The organism is Pseudomonas sp. EA_35y_Pfl2_R5 (assembly GCF_963970805.1).
Classification (GTDB): domain Bacteria; phylum Pseudomonadota; class Gammaproteobacteria; order Pseudomonadales; family Pseudomonadaceae; genus Aquipseudomonas.
Window position 1 is genome coordinate 198,215 of record NZ_CAXAOW010000003.1, and the last position, 18,756, is coordinate 216,970.

An 18,756-nucleotide genomic window follows, 5' to 3' on the forward strand; every position below is an offset into this window, starting at 1 on the left:
CGCTTGCAGGAAACGGTCATGCACGAAGGTGACGGCGCGCAATGGGGCCTGGTGCACGCTTTTGTTCTTGATGGTCATGGCGGCGCCCGCAGTATTTCCCGTCAGGAGCTGCACGGGTTGGTGCTGGGCGAGCAGGAAAGCCTCTGGTTGCATTGGGATCGCAGTCATCCGCAGACGCAAACGTGGCTGCGCACTGACAGTGGCCTGAGCGCTTTTGCTTGCGATCTGCTGCTGGAAGAGAACACCCGTCCGCGGCTGCTGGCACTGCCTGAACAGCAATTGCTGCTGTTTCTACGCGGTTTGAATCTCAACCCTGGGGCCGAGCCCGAGGACATGGTCTCGGTGCGTATCTTCGCTGATAGCCAGCGGGCAATTTCTCTGCGCTTACGGCCGTTGCGCGCGACTGAAGACTTGATCGAAGATCTGCTGGCAGGGCGGGGGCCGAAAACCTCAGCTGAGCTGATTCTGCGTCTGGCGCATTACCTGACCGATAAGGTCGAGCGACTAGTCGGTGAGTTGTCCGAGCAGGTTGATGATCAGGAAGAGCGCGCTGATGCGCTGGAGAGTCAGCCGCCTGATCATTCTGTACTGCTGCAAATCCGCCGCCGAGCTGCCAGTCTGCGACGTTTTCTGGCGCCACAGCGCGATATCTACGGACAGCTTACGGCCAGTGCACAAGCCTGGCTGGTGGGTGCTGACAGCAGCTACTGGAACGAGCTGAATAACCGTCTGACGCGTTACCTCGAAGAGCTGGAGTTGAGCCGTGAGCGGGTCAACCTGCTGCTGGAGGCTGAAAATCGGCGCATGGATGAGCGGATGAACCACACCATGTACCGCTTCGGCATCATCACAGGAATATTCCTGCCGATGAGTTTTCTCACCGGCTTGCTCGGCATCAATGTCGGCGGTATTCCAGGCTCTGAAAGCCCTTATGGGTTTCTTCTGGCGTGCTCGCTGATGGCACTGGTAGCGCTGGTGCAATGGCTGCTGTTTCGTCGCTTGCGCTGGATCTGATGTGACTTGCCCCGTACTCACCTCGTCTAGCCGACACATCCTGTGAGGTGCGCCATGCACGATCCCTTTGAAGAATCACTGCGCGATTTGCTCAAGTCGCCCACCTCGAGTCACGACGATGATGCCTGCCTGCATCGCGTGCTGAAAACCGCCAATCGTCAGGTCGGCGCCGGTGATCTATTTGCCCTGATGGGGCATTGGGCCGGCGCGCTGATGCTGGCGCTGAATAATGGTTCGGCGCATGTGGCGCCGGTCTCGCGTCGTAAAACCACCGATTCAACTGTTAATAAGGCTGACTGAGCATGGAATTTACTCAAGTTCTGGTTGACGCGATGGCCAGCGTTTGGACCCCGATTGCCGCCTTTATCCCGCGCTTGTTTGGCGCCATGGTGGTGGTCCTGCTCGGTTTTGTGGTGGCTAAGTTCCTCGACACGCTGCTGTCCAAGCTACTTGGCAAGATCGGCCTGGATCGTCTGATGGCCGGTACGGGGCTGACCAAGCTGTTGAGCCGTGCCGGTATTCAGGTGCCGGTATCGACCTTGATCGGCAAGATCGTTTACTGGTTCGTGCTGTTGATTTTCTTGGTTACTGCCGCTGAGTCTTTGGGGCTGGAGCGGGTTTCCGCAACCCTGGATGTGCTGGCCTTGTATCTGCCAAAAGTGTTCGGCGCTGCACTGGTATTGCTCGCCGGCGTGTTGCTGGCGCAGTTGGTCAGCGGCCTGGTGCGTGGTGCGGCGGAAGGCGTTGGGCTGGACTATGCGAGCGGGCTGGGTCGCGTTGCCCAGGGTCTGGTGATCATCATCAGTATCTCGGTGGCGATCGGTCAGCTTGAGGTGAAAACCGACCTGCTCAATAACGTGATCGCCATTGTGTTGATCTCGGTGGGGCTGGCTGCCGCCCTCGCGCTGGGCTTGGGCAGCCGGGATATTGCCAGCCAGATTCTGGCCGGCATTTATGTGCGCGAGTTGTATGAGGTTGGGCAACAAGTGCAGGTTGGTGCGGTCGAAGGGCAGATCGAGGAAATCGGTACGGTTAAAACCACGTTGCTGACGGAAGCTGGTGAACTGGTTTCAGTGGCCAACCGTACTTTGCTCGAGCAGCAGGTAAGCAGCCGCTAAGGCCAATCCCTGCTATTGTATGCGGCCAATCCGCAGCCTGATTTGCAGGCTGCGCTGGCTTATGTCCTGACTGTCGGCCCGACTCGTTTTGAATAAAGCCCACTCTGCGTCTCTGCGTTACGATCCCCGCGAACTCTCGGACGAAGAGTTGGTGGCGCGTGCCCATGACGAGTTATTTCACATTACCCGCGCCTATGAAGAGCTGATGCGCCGTTACCAGCGCACTTTATTCAATGTGTGCGCGCGTTATTTAGGCAATGACCGTGATGCGGACGATGTCTGCCAGGAGGTCATGCTTAAGGTCTTATATGGCCTAAAGAACTTTGAGGGTAAATCTAAGTTTAAAACTTGGCTGTACAGCATTACCTATAACGAGTGTATTACTCAATATCGCAAAGAGCGGCGTAAACGTCGTCTTATTGATGCCTTAAGTTTGGATCCGCTCGAAGAGGCATCCGAGGAAAAAACACCAAAGCCTGAAGATAAAGCTGGCCTTGACCGTTGGTTGGTGCATGTAAACCCGATAGACCGGGAAATACTGGTGCTACGTTTTGTCGCAGAGCTGGAGTTTCAAGAGATTGCCGACATTATGCACATGGGCCTGAGCGCCACGAAAATGCGCTACAAACGCGCACTTGATCGTCTGCGCGATAAATTTTCAGATAGCTCTGAAACTTATCTTGAATAAAGCCATCTTAGCTAACGGTTAATTCTGATAGAATTTCCGGCTGAGTTGTCTTGTGTTTGTCAGACAACTTACTGACCACCAAGATAGGGAACATTAGTAATGAAATTGAAAAACACTTTAGGCGTTGTCATTGGCTCGCTGTTGGCCACATCCTCCCTCAGCGTTTTGGCTCAGGGTCAAGGCGCTGTCGAAGTGGAGGGTTTTGCTAAGAAAGAAATGTTCGACAGCGCCCGTGACTTCAAGAATAACGGCAACCTGTTCGGCGGTAGCATCGGCTACTACCTGACTGATGATGTTGAACTGCGCCTGGCTTACGACGAAGTGCACAACGCTCGTGGCGAAGACGGCCGCAACATCAAGGGCTCCAACACCGCTCTGGATGCTCTGTATCACTTCAACAACGCTGGCGACGCACTGCGTCCTTACGTTTCTGCCGGTTTCTCGGATCAGAGCATCGGTCAATCCGGCCGCGGTGGTCGTAACGGCTCTACCTTCGCCAACATTGGCGGCGGTGCCAAATACTACTTCACCGACAACTTCTACGCCCGTGCAGGCGTTGAAGCTCAGTACAACATCGACCAGGGCGACACCGAGTGGGCGCCAAGCGTCGGTATCGGCATGAACTTCGGTGGCGGTAGCAAGCCTGCTCCGGCTCCGGTTGCTGCAGTTGAACCGACTCCAGAGCCAGTGGCTGTTGAAGAGCCGATGGAACTGGTTCGCGTTGAGCTGGACGTTAAGTTCGACTTCGACAAAGCCAGCGTTAAAGAAGAAAGCTATGGCGACATCAAGAACCTGGCTGACTTCATGAAGCAGTATCCACAGACCACCACCGTGGTTGAAGGTCATACTGACTCCAAAGGCAGCGACGCTTACAACCAGAAACTGTCCGAGCGTCGTGCAAGCGCTGTTCGTGACGTGCTGGTCAACCAGTACGGCGTAGACGCTGCTCGCGTTAACGCTGCTGGCTACGGCGAAGCTCGCCCGGTTGCTGACAATGCTACCGACGCTGGCCGTGCTGTTAACCGCCGCGTAGAAGCTGAAGTAGAAGCTCAGATCAAGCAGTAATCGATCTGGCTGTATAGAAAACCCGGCTTCGGCCGGGTTTTTCTTTATTGGTCCGCCAACCCGAGCGGCCACCCTGCGGGCCGCCGCTACGCGACGTTAAAAATGATTCCCGATCATTTTTTGCCTGCAAAAAGCCCTGCTATAAAAAAAGCCCGCTTGTGGCGGGCAAGGGGAACTTCGCGGAGCGCGAAGCGGTTAGGCGCGGATAGCAGCGAGCTGCATGTTAGGTTGAGCCGCGACTTCGCCAATCACTAGAATGGCCGGACTTTTCAATTGGAAGTCGTCGGCGGCTTGTTGCATAGCTGCGAGGCTGCTGCGGCACTCACGCTGTTGTGGCAGCGAGGCGTTTTCGATCATGGCCACCGGCATGTCGGCGCGCATGCCCCCTGCCAGCAGGCTTTCGCGGATTTCCGGTAGTTTTGCCACGCCCATATACACCACCAATGTGGTGCCGCTTTGAGCCAGGGCTGACCAGTTCAGACTGCTGTCGTCCTGAGTATGCGCGGTAACCAGAGTTACTCCGCGCGCTACGCCACGCAGAGTCAGGGGGATGCCGCAATTGGTCGCTCCGGCCAGGCCTGCGGTGATGCCGTTTACCATCTCCACCTCGATGCCGTGCTCGCTCAGCCAGTCGGCTTCTTCGCTGCCACGGCCGAATATGCAGGGGTCGCCGCCTTTCAGGCGCACCACGCATTTACCTTGGCGGGCATAGCGAAGCATCAGGCGGTGGATAAACGCCTGCGGAGTGGAGCGGCAACCACCGCGTTTACCTACTGGCATGATCCGCGCGTTGTGGCAGTGCTCCAGTACTGCGGGATTGACCAAGTCATCAATCATTACGATCTCGGCCTGGTTCAGTGCTTTGACCGCCTTGAGGGTCAGTAGCTCCGGGTCACCGGGGCCGGCGCCTACCAGCCAGACTTTTGCGCTCATATTGATCTCCTCAACCCTAGTGCATCACCAGCAGTGGTTTGATTTGGCTATGCAGCAGCCATGTTGCAACGGTCATTTAGGTGGCCAGCAATCTGCTGAATAAAACTCACGTAAAACAAAAAATTGCCGGGAGCAATTTTTGCCGTCGCCCCGCGACGGCCCGTAGGGGCGCCATGGATGGCTGGCCACAAAAAAGGCGTCCCGCTAGTTACCTAGCGAGGACGCCTTTGTCCAAGTCCCGTTCTATCGGGAAGTGCAGCCTTCTTCGTTGAGGCCGCGCTTTATTAAATTGTGCGATTACCAATGCAGAGCCTGTGCCAACTTATGTGGTACGTATTTTCAAGGCTTATCAGCGAGTTACAGCTAATTTGCGAAGTTTTTACGCACCGTTTAAAGGCGCCTTGCGCAGTATTGGTGCGCAAGGCGTCTTTAACGCAGCAGCCCGATTAGCAGGGCCAGGTTCAGCAGCAGGGAAAACAACGCCACGCCGCGCCAGACCAGCAGCGGTTCACGTTCCAGCAGTGGCCGTGGCCGGCTGCTAAGGGATTTTCGTTCCGCCTGCTCCAGGTTGAGCAGCCATTCTTCGGCGGTTTCATAGCGCTGTTTCGGATCGGCACTAAGGGCTCGGTTGAGGCTGTCGTCGACCCAGCTGGGTAAATCTGGCCGGTAGCGGCTGGCTGGAGTCGGCTGGCCGAAGCGCGGATGCTGGAAGGCTTCAATTTCGCCATAGGGGTAATGCCCAGTGAGCAGAAAATACAGGGTGACGCCTGCACTGTAGAGGTCCTGCTGTGGGCTGGGGGATGCACCTGTAAAGGCTTCGGGGGCAATGTAGCTGGGGGTGCCGGGCAGTTCGCAGGTTTCATCACGGGTCAGGCCGGGACAGTAGGCCAGGCCAAAATCCAGCACGCGCAATTCGCCGTCGTCGCCCCATAAGAGGTTTTCCGGCTTGATATCGCGGTGCAGGATATTGCGCCGATGCAGCATACCCAGGGCTTTGATCAGCCGCGGGGCGATGTCCAGCCATTCCGGTAGCCCCAATGGGCCGCTCAGACGCAGGTGTTCGGCCAGGGTTTGCCCTGCGTACTCACGCTGCACGTAATACAGATGCTGACGCTGCGGTAGCGGATGTATTTCGGCGAAGAAGCGCCCGGCTACGCGGCGCAGAAACCATTCTTCGAGCAACAGCGCAGGCCCGGCATGCGGCTCATCGGTACGTCCCAGTGGCAGGGTTTTCAGCAGCCAGCGCCGTGCCTGGGCATCGCGCACCCGATAGACCAGCGATTGGCGCGACTCGGCCAGCAGTCGTTCGACCTGCCAGCCTTCGAAGTCCTGACCATCACGTAGTTTGGGCGGTAGTGGCCAGTGCTGCAGTTGCGCCAAGGTGTCGGCCAGATCGCTTTGCGGCAATGCATCGACGCGCAGCAGCAGGGCGCTGGCATTGTCCTGGCTACCGGCCAGGTGCGCAGCATTGACCAGTGCACGGCTGGCGGCTGGCAAATCCTGTTCATCATGGAGAATGCGCTGAATGCCCGCATCGCCCAAGGTGGCCCAGATACCGTCGCTGACCAGTACGTAACATTCACCTACTCGCAACTCGCCATCGAGGTAATCCATCACCAGGTGTTGATCCAGGCCCATGGCGCGTTTAAGCACATGTTGCATACCTGGCTGCTCCCACACATGGTCTTCGCTGAGGCGCTCGAGTATGCCGTCCAGCCAGCGATAGGCCCTGCAGTCACCGACATGCGCGAGGGTAAAACGCCGGCCGCGCAGGATCAGTGCGCTCAGTGTGGTGAGCAGCGGCTGGCCGCCGCCATTGGCTTGCAACCAACGGTTGTGCGCGACCAATACGCGGTCCAGCGAGTGAGTAACTGCCCAGGTTTCTGGCGTGGAGTAGTAATCCAGGGCCAAGGCCTGCAGGGTGGCGCGCGCCGCCAAGCCGCCGTCGGCGCATTGGCTGACACCATCGGCTAGAGCGAACATATAGCCCTTGCTGGCCGCCAGTGCCGGCGCCGGGGTGACCACGCGAATAGCGTCCTGATTCTCGCTGCGAGGGCCGGTGGCGCTGGCTTCGCCGAAGGTCAATTGCAAGGCCATGCAGAGGTTCCTGGATAGACGGCTGAAGAAGCGCTGAGGCAAAGGCGAGGCTGGTGAGGCAGCTAAGGAGAGCCGCTGCCGACTTCTCCCGCCTTTCCTGACCAGTGCAATAAGCGCTGCCAGTCAGCCTCGCCTTTGCCTCAATGCTCCAATGGTTTGGGGTAGGGTGGATCGCGTTTTAGCGATCCACCGTTGCTTGATGGTGGATGAGAAAGGCGTCATCCACCCTACATTCGGAAGTTACACGCGGGCTGCGGTCACTGCTGCGCTGCCCCAGGTGGTGCGCCAGCGCAGTTTGACCCCATAGAGGCCGAACCAGGCCAGTACACCGAGGCTGGCGAACATCCAAAGGCCTAGCTGGTAATCACCGGTCTGCTGCTTGATGGTGCCCAGGCCTGCAGCGAGGAGGAAGCCACCGATGCCGCCGGCCATACCGATCAGCCCGGTCATCACGCCGATTTCCTTGCGAAAGCGCTGTGGCACCAGTTGGAACACTGCGCCGTTACCCGCGCCAAGGCCGAGCATCGCGGTGACGAACAGGGCCAGTGCGGCGGCCGAACTTTCCAGATTGAAGCCGACTGCGGCAATGCTCAAGGACGCTAGGGTGTACATCATCAACAACGAGCGAATACCGCCGATACGGTCGGCCAATGCCCCGCCGAGGGGGCGCATCAGGCTACCGGCGCAGACGCAGGCGGCGGTGTAGTAGCCTGCGGTCACCGGGTTCAGGCCGTACTGGTCGTTGAAGTAACCGGGTAGGGCGCTGGCCAGGCCGATAAAGCCGCCGAAGGTCACGCTGTAGAAAAACATAAACCACCAGCTGTCGCGGTCACCCAGGGCTTTCAGGTAGTCGGCCAGGGCTTTGGGCTTGGGCCGCTCGGGGGCGTTCTTGGCCACCAGGGCGAAGATCAGCAGGGTGGCCAGCAGTGGGATCAGTGCCCAGCCGAAAACGTTCTGCCAGCCGAACAGGGCCGCCAGACCGGGGGCGAACAGCGCGGCCAGCACCGTGCCGGAGTTGCCCGCACCGGCAATGCCCATGGCCTTGCCCTGATGCTGTGGCGGATACCACTGCGAGGCCAGCGGCAGGGCGACGGCGAATGCGGCACCGGCAAAACCGAGGAACAGCCCAAGTAACAAGGCATGTTCATAGCTGCTGATGCCAATCTGCCAGGCGCAGAACAGCGCCACGATGACGATCACCTGACCAACCAGGCCAGCGGTTTTAGGTGATAGGCGATCGGCCAGAAAACCCATTAGCAGGCGCAGCACGGCGCCAGCGAGAATCGGCGTGGCGACCATCAGGCCGCGCTGTTGCGCGGTCAGGTCGAGATCGGTGGCGATCTGCACAGCCAGTGGGCCGAGCACGTACCAGACCATAAAGCTCAGGTCGAAATACAGAAACGCGGCGAACAAGGTTGGGGTGTGGCCGGATTTCCAGAAACTTGTATTCATCGAAAACCTCATTCAGCAAAAAAGGGTCCCGGTGGGGTGCGGTGCGCCATGGTCGTGGACACGGCGGCCGCAACCCATCGGGGAGGCGGTGTACTTGTGGTACGCCACCCTGAGGAACAGGGGCTGTTGACGCTTCGACGCGATTGCGGCGCAACATCAACAGACCCTCCGCCACAGCTGGGTTGAGAGAGTTACTAGCGCGAGTCCTGGATCGCAGGGCAGGTGCCAGCCCCAAACACTGGGGCGTAAAACGCAAAACGCCGCATAAGCCGAACGCCGTGGGGCGTGGTCTATGCGACGTCTTTGTCGTTTGTTGAGCAGCCGCCATTGGCTACCTGTAACAGGGCTATAGCAAGAGCTGCGCCAACCGCGCAAAACCCTGCATTAACGGGCTTTCAGTTGTTAGATGGCTGCGGCTGTGCTGCAAAAGGAGGCGTTAACAGAGAGGCTTGCCCTTGAATAGGGCGCAGAGTGTATTCCAGGTTCTGGCAAACCAGGCTGGGCAAGCAGGCCGCGATGGACCTTGGTCGCAGTGGGTCAGCTGGTAAGCGTTAGCGCGCTGCAGCGTGAGTCACTTGGTTTGACGTCGGTGGCGGCAATTGCAGCCTGGGTGGGTAAAGGAAGGGTTAGGAGGGCCAGAGCGAGTAGGTTGCTCAAAAGTCCGGCGTGGCGGACATGGCTGCGCGTGGTCGGCATAGCAATTTCCCCTGCTTTTGTTGTTATGCCTAAGGCGTAGCAGAGGATGTGCCAGCTGTCACGGCGATGGCCGGATAATTGAGCAATTAATGTTCAACCCAGCATCTTTGCTGCGATCAAGCGTGATCAGGTCGTTAATCGCCCGCTTATGCGTGTAAACCCTGGCTACTTGCCCAGCCAGTTGACCTTGCTGAATTTTCCGCTGAAGGTTGCCGGCATCTGCACCACCTTACCCAGTTTGTAGTTGAAGAACACAAAGCCGGATTTGGCCATGGCCACCAGCGCTCCGTCGGCTGGGCGGGTGATGCGGAAGGTGATGTCGCCGCCATAATTATTGAAGTCCATCACGCCGACCTCGAACAGCAATTGGTCGCGGGCGTGGGCTTCGGCCCGGTAGGTGGTGGCCAGATCGGTGACGATAATGCCGGTGCCGTCTTCCTGAGTTTCTTCGATGCCGAACTCAAACAGAAAACGCGCCCGCGCCTCGGAAATCATCGAGATCATCGAATCATTGCCCAGGTGGTTGGCGGCGTTGATATCGGTTACGCGTACGGTCAGGTGGGTGCTGTAGCAGAACTGGTCTTCAGGAAACTCAAGGGTCAGGCGGGCCATGGGTAAGATCGCTTTCGAGAAAGGCGGTCAGTTTACCTATTCGCACCGGGCGCCATCCATGGCAAATACGCTGGCGCTAATTACTGCGCAACAACGCGCTAGGGCACAGGGAAAGCGCTAGCGGTGCAGGCTGTTAAGCCAGTAGAAGGTCACCCGGGCACCTTCAGTGCTCGGACCGTGGTTGTCCTGAACGTAGGCGCCAGCTTTGAAGTAGAGCAGCTGCGTGCTCCAGTATCCGCTCAGTTGTTGGTAGAACGAGCCATTATCGCCATGAGTGCTGGTGACTTTGACGCCAAGCTTGCCGCTTGGGGTGATGCGCAGCTCATAGCTGAAGCGCTGGTTCAGCTGAATGTTCTCCGCCAGCAGGATGTTTTGCACTGTTCTGTCGCCTGGGCGTTTGCGCAGCAGCAGTTCAAGGCGACCTACTCCGCGTAGATAGTGGTACTGCAATTTCAGCAGAGGATCGTTGTTGCTACCGGGTTGATCCTTACTGTGCACCTGGGCGATCACGATCTTGTTCTTGCTGGGTACCTGATTAACCGTAAGCACTGCGTTCAGGTAGTTGTCAGCACTGGCGTGGTGCCAATTGCTCAAGTTGCCATCGGCTTGGGTCTCGCGCAGTTCGCTGCGTGGGTAGCGGGCGTCGGCGGTGTGCGAGCCATTGACCGGCACCCAGAACGTCACGCTGTCGTCGGCGTTGCGGCGGAAATACTGGCTGCTGTAACCATTGTTGAGGCGGGCGGTGCTGATTGTGGCAGGGGCTGGGTTAGTGGGCGTCGAAAGGTTCCAGGTGGTCAGGTCAAGCACAGGTCATCCTTACAATCGGGGTTATTGGGCTCCTGTTCGGCGGACATTGGCGGGCGAAGTTCATTCAGGCTGACCAGTGGGGCGATGCCTTGTTGGCAGCCCAATCGCCATGGTGCATTTGGCTATTTGGGCTGCGGATACGTAATCAAGCGGCGGGGCGGATTTGCTTCTGGTAGAGAAACTCCAGCACGGCCGCGCGGTACTCGTGGTAGCGCGCGTCATGGGCCATGGCGATACGCTCGCGCGGGCGCTCCAACTTCACCTCAAGGATTTCGCCAACGCTGGCGGCCGGGCCGTTGCTCATCATCACGATGCGATCGGACAGCAGCACGGCTTCGTCGACATCGTGGGTGATCATGATCACCGTGTTGCCGAGGTCGGCGTGGATTTCCATCAGCGAGTCCTGCAGATGGGCGCGGGTCAGGGCATCGAGCGCGCCGAAGGGCTCATCCATCAGCAGCACCTTGGGTTGCATGGCCAGGGCGCGGGCAATGCCGATGCGCTGCTTCATGCCGCCGGAGATTTCGCTCGGGCGTTTGCCCTTGGCGTGGGTCATATGCACTAGAGACAGGTTGTGCTCGATCCAGTCGCGCATTTCGCCGCGGCTTTTTTCGCCTTTGAAAACCTGGCGTACGGCCAGCTCAATGTTCTCGTAGCAGGACAGCCAGGGCAGCAGGCTGTGGTTCTGGAACACCACGGCGCGCTCTGGGCCGGGCGAGTTGACCTCGCGGCCGTCGAGGATAACCCCGCCGGTGGTGGCTTGATACAGCCCGGCGACGATGTTCAGGACGGTGGATTTACCGCAGCCGGAGTGGCCGATCAAGGAGACGAATTCACCCTTGTCGATCTTCAGGTTGACGTTCTGCAGTGCGCAATACAGGCCCTTGTCGGTGGGGAAGTCGATGCCGACGCCGGACAGTTCGAGGTGTGGACGGTTCATGTGAGGCTCCTCAGTTCTTCGGTACGCTTAGCGCAGGTCGGCGTTTTTGTCCCAGCTGACGCGGCGTTGCAGCGCGAGCATCAGGCGGTCGAGGGCGAAACCGATCAGGCCGATGACAATCACCGCCACCATGATCCGTCCCAGGGAATTGGAGCTGCCGTTCTGGAACTCGTCCCAGATGAATTTGCCCAAGCCCGGGTTCTGCGCGAGCATTTCCGCGGCAATCAGCACCATCCAGCCGGTGGCCAGCGACAGGCGCAGACCGGTGAAAATCATCGGAATGGCGGCCGGCAGCACGATGCGGCGCACGTGGCTGAGTGGCGAAAGGCTGAGTACGCGGCTGACGTTTTGCAGGTCCTTGTCCAGATTGGCCACGCCCACTGTGGTGTTGATCACAGTGGGCCACAGGCAGCACAGCGCCACGGTTACCGCCGAAGTGACGAAGGATTTGGCGAACAGCGGATCGCTGCTGGTGTACACGGCGCTGACCACCATGGTTACCAGTGGCAGCCAGGCCAGCGGCGACACCGGTTTGAAAATCTGGATCAGCGGGTTAATCGCGGTGTAGATCGGTTTGCTCAGACCGCAGATGATGCCCAGTGGAATGGCGATGATCGAGGCAATCAAAAAGCCGGTCATCACCGTGTACAGGCTGGTGAGTATCTGTTTGAAAAAGGTCGGCTTGCCGGTGTAAGGGCGAATGCTGACCTTGGCGTCCGGGTTCTTGGCCAGCTTTTCGGCATTACGCACCTCTTGACGCTCGAAGAAGGCATCGGCCTTTTTCTGCTCGCGCAGGTGCTCGTTGACCAGGGCGCCAAACTGGCTGGCTACCTGGGTCGGTGCAGGAAATTTGCCAAGGCTGGTGTCGATGGTACCCGCCACCAGCTGCCAGAACAGCAGAAAGGCCAGGGCGCCGATAGTCGGCATCAACAGGTTTGGCAGCCAGCGCTTGAATGCAGCAGCGCGGGCGGTTTTCAGGGTGTCCTGAATGGTCTGGGCGACGGCTGGATTACTCATCGTCATATCCTTTGGTAACGATGGGGGCGGCAGGTGCGGCCCCCGGGCGACGGATGGGTTAGAGCGTGGAGTCGGCTTTCAGGCCAATCTTGAATTGCTCGATGTAGGCGTTGGGTTGGCGCCCGTCATAGCTCAGGCCATCGATGAACTCATTGGTCGGCGCACGGAAGCCTTCTTCGTTGGCCGGTGGAAAGTCTTCGGCCTTGGCCTTGCCTTCAGCAATCAGTTCGTCGGCAGCGCTGCGGTACACCGCCGGCAGGTAGACCTGTTTGGCAATGTCGAAGTACCAGCTGTCCGGCTTGGCATCGCTGACTTGGCCCCAGCGGCGCATTTGCGTCAGGTACCAGATGGCATCGGAGTAGTAAGGGTAGGTGGCGTTGTGGCGGAAGAACACGTTGAAGTCCGGTACGTCGCGCTTGTCGCCTTTTTCGTACTCGAAGGTGCCAGTCATGGAGTTGGCGATCACCTTGGCATCAGCCCCGACGTATTCAGGGCGCGCGAGGATTTCCACGGCTTCGGCGCGGTTGGCGTTGTTGTTTTCATCCAGCCACATCCCGGCGCGGATTAACGCTTTGACCAGGCGCTTATGGGTTTCCGGGTTGGCGTCGGCCCACTCCTTGGAGACTCCGAGGACTTTTTCCGGGTTGTTCTTCCAGATTTCGTAGTCGGTGATTACCGGCACGCCAATACCTTTGAATACGGCGGCCTGGTTCCATGGTTCGCCCACGCTGTAACCGCTGATGGTGCCGGCTTCCAAAGTGGCAGGCATTTGCGGCGGCGGGGTGACTGAGAGCAGAGCGTCGGCGCTCAGGGTGCCGGTGATGTCGCCCTTGGCTGGGGCGTAATAGCCCGGATTGATACCACCGGCAGCCAGCCAGTAGCGCAGCTCATAGTTGTGGGTGGACACCGGGAACACCATGCCCAGGTTGAACGGCTTGCCCTTGGCTTTGTATTGCTCGATCACCGGCTTGAGTGCATCGGCCTTGATTGGGTGCACCGGTTTGCCATTTTCCATCGGCACATGCTTTTTCATTTCTTCCCACACCGCATTGGACATGGTGATGCCATTGCCGTTGAGGTCCATGGAAAACGCGGTCACGACATCGGCTTTGGTGCCAAAGCCGATGGTGGCCCCCAGGGGCTGACCGGCCAGCATGTGCGCGCCGTCCAGTTCGCCGGTGATCACCCGATCCAGCAGTACCTTCCAGTTGGCTTGCGCTTCTAGGGTGACGTAGAGCCCCTCATCCTCGAAAAAGCCTTTTTCATACGCGATGGCCAGCGGCGCCATGTCGGTGAGTTTGATAAAGCCGAGTTTGAGCTCGTCTTTTTCCAGCTCGGCAGCCAGGCTGATTTGCAGGCTAAGTGGGTTGAGTAACAAAGCGGCAGCGCAGCCGAAGCCAGTCAGGGTCTTTTTCAGTAGCGAACGGCGAGCGTTGAAGTTACGCATGGTGAATCCTCAGGTCTCAGAAACGAAAAAAGACGTCAACGGTCAACGCCGCCCAGTGAGAGCAGGTTGCCTTTGACGTCTTTGTCTATTCGTCCCGATCACCGCCGTTGGCGATCCGAAGACGGGTGTAAGGTCTTGAGAGGATCGTTGCAAGGGGCTTGCCAATTTTGCGCGTGTTATTGCGCATGAGGCGCGCAAAGCGCCTTATTTGCTTCTCGAATAGCCCAATAAATCTTTTTAACTACATAGGCTTAAGACTGTTATCTAACTGTGATTGTAGTAGTTGAACCATTGAGTGAGCAGGTAGGCGATGGCCATTTGAGTGGCCACCAGGCACCGTTCTGAGTCATAGCTGTACAGCTATTCACATATTTGAACGCTTTTGGTTCGCCAGCAATCTGGGCGGCACTGAGCGCCACATCCTCAAGAAATCGCACTCAGTAATCTTTACTGCGCAGCAGGTCGGCGCTGCGCTTCTTCTGTGAACTCCTTGAGCCAGCGCAACACCTCTACCGCCTCCCAGCGCGACGGATCGAACATGGCATAGGCCAGGCCTTGATAGCCGACCACATCCAGCTGCCGGTGATAGCCGGCGCGCTGCAGCAAGGCTTCGATCTCGGCAAAGCAGGTGTTGAAGTGCACCCGGGAAAACGGCGTCTTGCCCTCGGTGACGATGCCTTCAAGCTGCAATTCATTGACGGTGGCCCGGACTTTCTCCAAGGGCATACGGTTTACGCTGTGTTTCAGCTGCAGTACGTCGAGCATCTGGGTACTCCTGTTAACGCCTTGTATGGACCCGATCTGCCGGGCGGCATGGTTGGCTGGATGGCATGACCAAGGGTAATCGAAAAATACTGTACAAATAAACAGTATTCGATAATAGTAAGCCCAAGGCCCTAACCGGCACCTACTCGATCACTCGCGCCATCTGCCCGCAAAGCCAATGGCCACAGGCACTGCAGAGGAGTCACGAACAATGCAACAGATGCTGATGACAATTGTGCTATTGGGCCTTCTGGCCGGTTGCGCGCAACCGCAGCTTGATCAACCTCGGGCAAATGGCACCTACCTGGTGATCGAGAATGGTCAGGCCTGGGCCGTGCTGGTATCTGACGGCAAGCGCGTGGAAGAGCAGGGCACGGTGGTGGATGTGATCAGACTGCCCAGCGAGAACTCTGTCGTGGCGGCCAGTTATGTGATCGAAACGGCCAATTGCGGCCGCGTGCAGTGGCTGAGCGAACGCTCTGATGCGGCCGATGGCATGACTAACCTGATGTCGCTGCACAGCAACAATCAATTGGGGCAGAGCGGCTGCGTCATTACCAGTGGGCTGAGCAAGGTTTGGACGGTGCTGGATTACTCCGGCTGAAACGAAAGAGGACACCCCTAAGGTGCCCTCTGTTTGTTTATTCGTCGACCTTGGCCTTCTTGCCAGGTAACAGGCCATCGGCGCGGAACATCGTCTTGATCCCGCGAATCGCCTGGCGGGTGCGGTCCTGGTTTTCGATCAGGGCAAAGCGCACATGGTCATCGCCATAATCGCCAAAGCCAATGCCCGGCGAGACGCAGACCTTGGCCTCTAGCAGCAGCTTCTTGGCGAATTCCAGCGAGCCGAGCTTGGCGTACTGCTCGGGAATCTTCGCCCAGATATACATCGAAGCTTTCGGATTTTCGACCATCCAGCCCAGCTCATGCAGGCCTTTGACCAGCAGATTACGGCGCTGGCGGTATTGCTCGGCAATGTCACGCACGCATTGCTGATCACCTTCAAGCGCCGCAATAGCGGCTACCTGCAGTGGGGTGAAGGTGCCGTAGTCGTGGTAGCTCTTGATTCGTGCAAGGGCGTTGACCAGCTCTTTATTGCCGACCATAAATCCGATGCGCCATCCGGCCATGTTGTAGCTTTTGGACAGGGTGAAGAACTCCACGGCAATGTCCTTGGCACCCGGAACTTGCATGATCGAGGGGGCTTTCCACCCGTCGTAGACGATGTCCGCGTAGGCCAGATCGTGGACCACCAGCACGTCATATTGTTTGGCCAGGCTCACCACACGCTCGAAAAAATCCAGCTCGACACATTGCGCTGTGGGGTTGGACGGAAAGCCAAGAATCATCATCTTCGGTTTGGGAATCGACTCACGAATCGCTCGTTCCAGTTCGGCGAAGAAGTCTACGCCAGGCACCAGCGGTACCGAGCGTACCTGGGCGCCGGCCAGTACAGCGCCATAGATATGAATCGGGTAGCTGGGGTTGGGCACCAATACGGTGTCGCCGTGATCCAGGGTTGCCAGCATCAAATGCGCCAGCCCTTCCTTGGAACCGATGGTGACGATGGCTTCGCTTTCCGGGTCGATTTCGACCGTATAACGGTCTTTGTACCAGCGCGAAATCGCGCGGCGCAGACGCGGAATACCACGCGAGGTGGAGTAGCCGTGAGTGTCTTCGCGCTGGGCAACCTGGACCAGCTTCTCGACGATATGCGCCGGCGTCGCGCCGTCTGGGTTGCCCATGCTGAAGTCGATGATGTCTTCACCGCGACGGCGCGCGGCCATCTTCAATTCGGCGGTGATGTTGAAAACGTAGGGGGGGAGTCGATCGATGCGCGCAAAGCGGCGCGGAGCTTGGTCAGCCATGCTTTCCTCGGTACGTAAGCGCCCGGAACCGTCCGAGCGACGTTGGCCAGTGCGCTGGCCAGGCGGCGAAGATAAGCGCTGCCTGGGGGCTTTGTCGAGCCCCCAAGCGGCGCTGGTGTTCATGCCGGAATCTGGCGCTTCAGGCGCAGCAGCAAATCGGCCAGCAATTCGATATCGGTATCCATGGTGCGCCACGACGAGACACTAAGGCGAAAGGCCGGGCGGCCCTGCCAAATTGTCGGGCCGAACCAGACTTCGCCGCTGGCCTGCGCCGCTTCGCGGATGGCCACGGTCTGTGCGTCGCTATCCCCGCGTACCAGCACTTGGTTGAGTACCACGCGGTTGAGCAGCGGGTAACCGCCATCGCGCAGGTGTTCGGCCAACTGGCCGGCTTGGCGAATATGCCGGTCGATCAGTTCGCGCAGGCCATCGCGGCCAAGGTTGGCGAGGGCCGCCCAGATTGCTACGCCACGGGCGCGGCGGGAAAACTCCAGCGTCAGGTTTTTCTGCGCATCCTTGCTCGCGCTGGCATAGGCGGCGTCGCTATTCATCGCCGTGGCCAGGGCATCGGCATCACGGCAGATGGCCATGGCGCCGTCGTAGGGTGTGTTCAGCCATTTGTGGCCGTCGCAGGTCCAGCTGTCGGCCAACTCCACACCAGTGGCCAGATGCGCAGAAGAGGAGGCGCGGGCCCACAGGCCGAAGGCGCCGTCCACATGCACCCAAGCGCCGGGGGCTTTGGCTTTGGGAATCAGCTCGGCGAAGGGGTCGAACTCGCCGGTGTTCACCTCTCCGGCCTGCAGGCAGAGGATGCTCAGGTCATCCAGGGTCGGCAGCTGCGCCGGGTCGATGCGGCCCTCGGCATCGGTGGGGGCGACGATCAGCCGGTTCATCCCGAAGCCAAGTATGCGTAGGGCCTTCTTCACCGTGATGTGGCAGGTGGCGGAGACCACCACGCGTACTTCCGGCGCGCCGATCAGGCCATCACCATCAAAGTCCCAGCCCTTGCGCGCCAGTAGCGCGCGGCGGGCGGCCGACAGGCTGGCCAGGGTGCAGGCGGTGGCGCTGGTGCCGAAGCCGACGGCGCTGCTGCGTGGCAGATCGAGGGCCTCCAGCACCCAGCGTCCGGCGGTGCGCTCCAGCACATCGGCGACCGGGGCATTGTCGAAGGAGGACGCGCACTGGTCCCATGCCAGCACCAGGCGTTCCGCCGCTGCGGCAGCCGGCAGCGTGGCGCCGATGACGAAGCCGAAGTAGCGCGGGCCGTTGCTGGCCACGGTGGCGGGCGAGCCGATTTCGTCCAGCTGGCGTAGCACCTCCTGATCATTCAGGCCCTGTTCGGGTAAGGGCTGCTCGAAGGCCAGCAGCGCGGCGATGGCGGAGGGTGAGGGGTAGACCGGACGGCTGTCGATGCCATCGTAATAGCCGAGAGCGCGGCGATCCGCGTCGGCCAGTAGTTGGCGTTCTTCATGGGAGGTGGGCATGACGTTCTCGGCGATGGGCGATGGATGCCTTCACCTTAGCCAGTCAGGGCCTGCCAGCGCAGATACACAGTTGCTGGGAGTGAGCCATACAGTTGAAGCAGCTACGGCACTGATGGGGTAACAGTGCCGCGTTGACCGATACAGTTGTGGCCCCTAGGCCGGGCTCCGGTGTTCTCATCCGCCGAGCATGTCATGCATGGCGATGATCTGTTCGGCCACCTGCGCCAGTTTTTGCTGGCGGCTCATGGCCTGACGGCGCATCAGCGTGTAGGCCTGTTCCTCATCGCAGCTCTTCATCTTCATCAGCAGGCCTTTGGCCAACTCGATGCGCTTGCGTTCGGCCAACTGGGCATCACGTGCCTGCAGTTGTGCACGCAGCGCCTGGTCGCTCTCGAAGCGGGCCATGGCCACATCGAGAATCGGCTGCAGGCGCTGGGCGTGGATGCCTTCGACGATATAGGCGCTGACGCCGCTCTGGATCGCTTGGCGCATCACGCCGGGGTCGTGCTCGTCGGTGAACATGACAATCGGCCGCGGTAGATCGCGGCTGACCAGCACTACCTGTTCCATCACGTCGCGGCTCGGCGATTCGGTGTCGATCAGAATCACATCAGGGCGCACAGCCTCGACCCGTTCCGGCAGGTCGATGGTCAGGCCGGATTCATCGATGACCTCGAAACCGGCTTCGGTCAGGGCAGTTTTCAGGCGGCCGACCTTCTTCGCAGTGTCGTTGATCAGCAGGATGCGCAGCAT

At 59.1% G+C, this 18,756-nt stretch carries 18 protein-coding genes; 6 read left to right on the forward strand and 12 right to left on the reverse strand.

The window, feature by feature from the left end:
- Window positions 1–18: 18 nt before the first annotated feature.
- From AACX99_RS08105 to AACX99_RS08125, 5 genes are all read left to right on the forward strand, one after another.
- The gene (locus AACX99_RS08105) at window positions 19–1,014 is read left to right on the forward strand and encodes a zinc transporter ZntB (RefSeq protein ID WP_339410867.1); all 996 of its coding nucleotides are present in this window, start codon (window positions 19–21) and stop codon (window positions 1,012–1,014) included.
- A gap of 54 nt (window positions 1,015–1,068) precedes the next feature.
- Complete coding sequence (locus tag AACX99_RS08110; RefSeq protein WP_090255899.1) at window positions 1,069–1,314, forward strand: CrfX protein; 246 nt, start codon at window positions 1,069–1,071, stop codon at window positions 1,312–1,314.
- A 2-nt stretch (window positions 1,315–1,316) separates the two neighbouring features.
- Complete coding sequence (locus AACX99_RS08115; protein ID WP_339410870.1) at window positions 1,317–2,132, forward strand: mechanosensitive ion channel family protein; 816 nt, start codon at window positions 1,317–1,319, stop codon at window positions 2,130–2,132.
- Between the two features lie 88 nt (window positions 2,133–2,220).
- Window positions 2,221–2,820 (forward strand): RNA polymerase sigma factor SigX, encoded by a 600-nt coding sequence (sigX, locus tag AACX99_RS08120; RefSeq protein WP_339410872.1) that lies wholly within the window; start codon window positions 2,221–2,223, stop codon window positions 2,818–2,820.
- Window positions 2,821–2,919: 99 nt separating this feature from the next.
- Entirely contained in the window at window positions 2,920–3,885 is a 966-nt protein-coding gene (locus AACX99_RS08125) for an OmpA family protein (RefSeq protein WP_339410873.1), read from the forward strand.
- Window positions 3,886–4,080: 195 nt separating this feature from the next.
- Here the strand turns inward: AACX99_RS08125 and cobA are convergent, their stop codons facing one another.
- From cobA to AACX99_RS08170, 9 genes are all read right to left on the reverse strand, one after another.
- Entirely contained in the window at window positions 4,081–4,818 is a 738-nt protein-coding gene (gene cobA / locus AACX99_RS08130; RefSeq protein ID WP_339410875.1) for a uroporphyrinogen-III C-methyltransferase, read from the reverse strand.
- 429 nt (window positions 4,819–5,247) lie between these two features.
- Window positions 5,248–6,915 carry a bifunctional protein-serine/threonine kinase/phosphatase gene (locus AACX99_RS08135; RefSeq protein ID WP_339410878.1) on the reverse strand — a complete coding sequence of 556 codons (1,668 nt, stop codon included), beginning with the start codon at window positions 6,913–6,915 and terminating at the stop codon, window positions 5,248–5,250.
- 240 nt (window positions 6,916–7,155) lie between these two features.
- A complete protein-coding gene (locus tag AACX99_RS08140) occupies window positions 7,156–8,367 on the reverse strand; it encodes a nitrate/nitrite transporter (protein WP_339410879.1) in 1,212 nt (403 codons plus the stop codon).
- An 861-nt stretch (window positions 8,368–9,228) separates the two neighbouring features.
- Window positions 9,229–9,675 (reverse strand): thioesterase family protein, encoded by a 447-nt coding sequence (locus AACX99_RS08145; protein ID WP_339410881.1) that lies wholly within the window; start codon window positions 9,673–9,675, stop codon window positions 9,229–9,231.
- Window positions 9,676–9,792: 117 nt separating this feature from the next.
- Window positions 9,793–10,482 (reverse strand): polysaccharide lyase family 7 protein, encoded by a 690-nt coding sequence (locus AACX99_RS08150; RefSeq protein WP_339410882.1) that lies wholly within the window; start codon window positions 10,480–10,482, stop codon window positions 9,793–9,795.
- Window positions 10,483–10,627: 145 nt separating this feature from the next.
- The gene (locus tag AACX99_RS08155) at window positions 10,628–11,422 is read right to left on the reverse strand and encodes an ABC transporter ATP-binding protein (RefSeq protein ID WP_339410883.1); all 795 of its coding nucleotides are present in this window, start codon (window positions 11,420–11,422) and stop codon (window positions 10,628–10,630) included.
- A gap of 27 nt (window positions 11,423–11,449) precedes the next feature.
- Window positions 11,450–12,439 carry an ABC transporter permease gene (locus tag AACX99_RS08160; RefSeq protein WP_339410885.1) on the reverse strand — a complete coding sequence of 330 codons (990 nt, stop codon included), beginning with the start codon at window positions 12,437–12,439 and terminating at the stop codon, window positions 11,450–11,452.
- A gap of 58 nt (window positions 12,440–12,497) precedes the next feature.
- Window positions 12,498–13,886, reverse strand: coding sequence for a CmpA/NrtA family ABC transporter substrate-binding protein (locus AACX99_RS08165; protein WP_339410887.1), 1,389 nt, complete (start codon window positions 13,884–13,886; stop codon window positions 12,498–12,500).
- Window positions 13,887–14,333: 447 nt separating this feature from the next.
- Window positions 14,334–14,651, reverse strand: a complete 318-nt coding sequence (locus AACX99_RS08170) for a transcriptional regulator (protein ID WP_339410889.1) — start codon at window positions 14,649–14,651, stop codon at window positions 14,334–14,336.
- Between the two features lie 211 nt (window positions 14,652–14,862).
- Here AACX99_RS08170 and AACX99_RS08175 point away from each other — a divergent pair, with 211 nt between their 5' ends.
- Window positions 14,863–15,255: a hypothetical protein gene (locus AACX99_RS08175; RefSeq protein ID WP_339410891.1), complete on the forward strand. Its 393-nt coding sequence runs from the start codon at window positions 14,863–14,865 to the stop codon at window positions 15,253–15,255.
- A gap of 37 nt (window positions 15,256–15,292) precedes the next feature.
- On the opposite strand, the gene alaC is transcribed toward AACX99_RS08175, so the two are convergent.
- The 3 genes from alaC to AACX99_RS08190 form a co-directional block, all read right to left on the reverse strand.
- Window positions 15,293–16,519 carry an alanine transaminase gene (alaC, locus tag AACX99_RS08180; protein WP_339410892.1) on the reverse strand — a complete coding sequence of 409 codons (1,227 nt, stop codon included), beginning with the start codon at window positions 16,517–16,519 and terminating at the stop codon, window positions 15,293–15,295.
- Window positions 16,520–16,638: 119 nt separating this feature from the next.
- The gene (locus AACX99_RS08185; protein ID WP_339410893.1) at window positions 16,639–18,003 is read right to left on the reverse strand and encodes a pyridoxal phosphate-dependent decarboxylase family protein; all 1,365 of its coding nucleotides are present in this window, start codon (window positions 18,001–18,003) and stop codon (window positions 16,639–16,641) included.
- A gap of 174 nt (window positions 18,004–18,177) precedes the next feature.
- Window positions 18,178–18,756, reverse strand: a complete 579-nt coding sequence (locus AACX99_RS08190; protein ID WP_339410895.1) for an ANTAR domain-containing response regulator — start codon at window positions 18,754–18,756, stop codon at window positions 18,178–18,180.

Coding starts and splice junctions, on each gene's coding strand:
- AACX99_RS08105 (WP_339410867.1), top strand. CDS start 19: ATGCACGAAGGTGACGGCGCGCAATGGGGCCTGGTGCACGCTTTTGTT.
- AACX99_RS08110 (WP_090255899.1), top strand. CDS start 1,069: ATGCACGATCCCTTTGAAGAATCACTGCGCGATTTGCTCAAGTCGCCC.
- AACX99_RS08115 (WP_339410870.1), top strand. CDS start 1,317: ATGGAATTTACTCAAGTTCTGGTTGACGCGATGGCCAGCGTTTGGACC.
- AACX99_RS08125 (WP_339410873.1), top strand. CDS start 2,920: ATGAAATTGAAAAACACTTTAGGCGTTGTCATTGGCTCGCTGTTGGCC.
- cobA (WP_339410875.1), bottom strand. CDS start 4,818: ATGAGCGCAAAAGTCTGGCTGGTAGGCGCCGGCCCCGGTGACCCGGAG.
- AACX99_RS08135 (WP_339410878.1), bottom strand. CDS start 6,915: ATGGCCTTGCAATTGACCTTCGGCGAAGCCAGCGCCACCGGCCCTCGC.
- AACX99_RS08140 (WP_339410879.1), bottom strand. CDS start 8,367: ATGAATACAAGTTTCTGGAAATCCGGCCACACCCCAACCTTGTTCGCC.
- AACX99_RS08145 (WP_339410881.1), bottom strand. CDS start 9,675: ATGGCCCGCCTGACCCTTGAGTTTCCTGAAGACCAGTTCTGCTACAGC.
- AACX99_RS08155 (WP_339410883.1), bottom strand. CDS start 11,422: ATGAACCGTCCACACCTCGAACTGTCCGGCGTCGGCATCGACTTCCCC.
- AACX99_RS08160 (WP_339410885.1), bottom strand. CDS start 12,439: ATGAGTAATCCAGCCGTCGCCCAGACCATTCAGGACACCCTGAAAACC.
- AACX99_RS08165 (WP_339410887.1), bottom strand. CDS start 13,886: ATGCGTAACTTCAACGCTCGCCGTTCGCTACTGAAAAAGACCCTGACT.
- AACX99_RS08170 (WP_339410889.1), bottom strand. CDS start 14,651: ATGCTCGACGTACTGCAGCTGAAACACAGCGTAAACCGTATGCCCTTG.
- AACX99_RS08175 (WP_339410891.1), top strand. CDS start 14,863: ATGCAACAGATGCTGATGACAATTGTGCTATTGGGCCTTCTGGCCGGT.
- alaC (WP_339410892.1), bottom strand. CDS start 16,519: ATGGCTGACCAAGCTCCGCGCCGCTTTGCGCGCATCGATCGACTCCCC.
- AACX99_RS08185 (WP_339410893.1), bottom strand. CDS start 18,003: ATGCCCACCTCCCATGAAGAACGCCAACTACTGGCCGACGCGGATCGC.
- AACX99_RS08190 (WP_339410895.1), bottom strand. CDS start 18,756: ATGCTGCGCATCCTGCTGATCAACGACACTGCGAAGAAGGTCGGCCGC.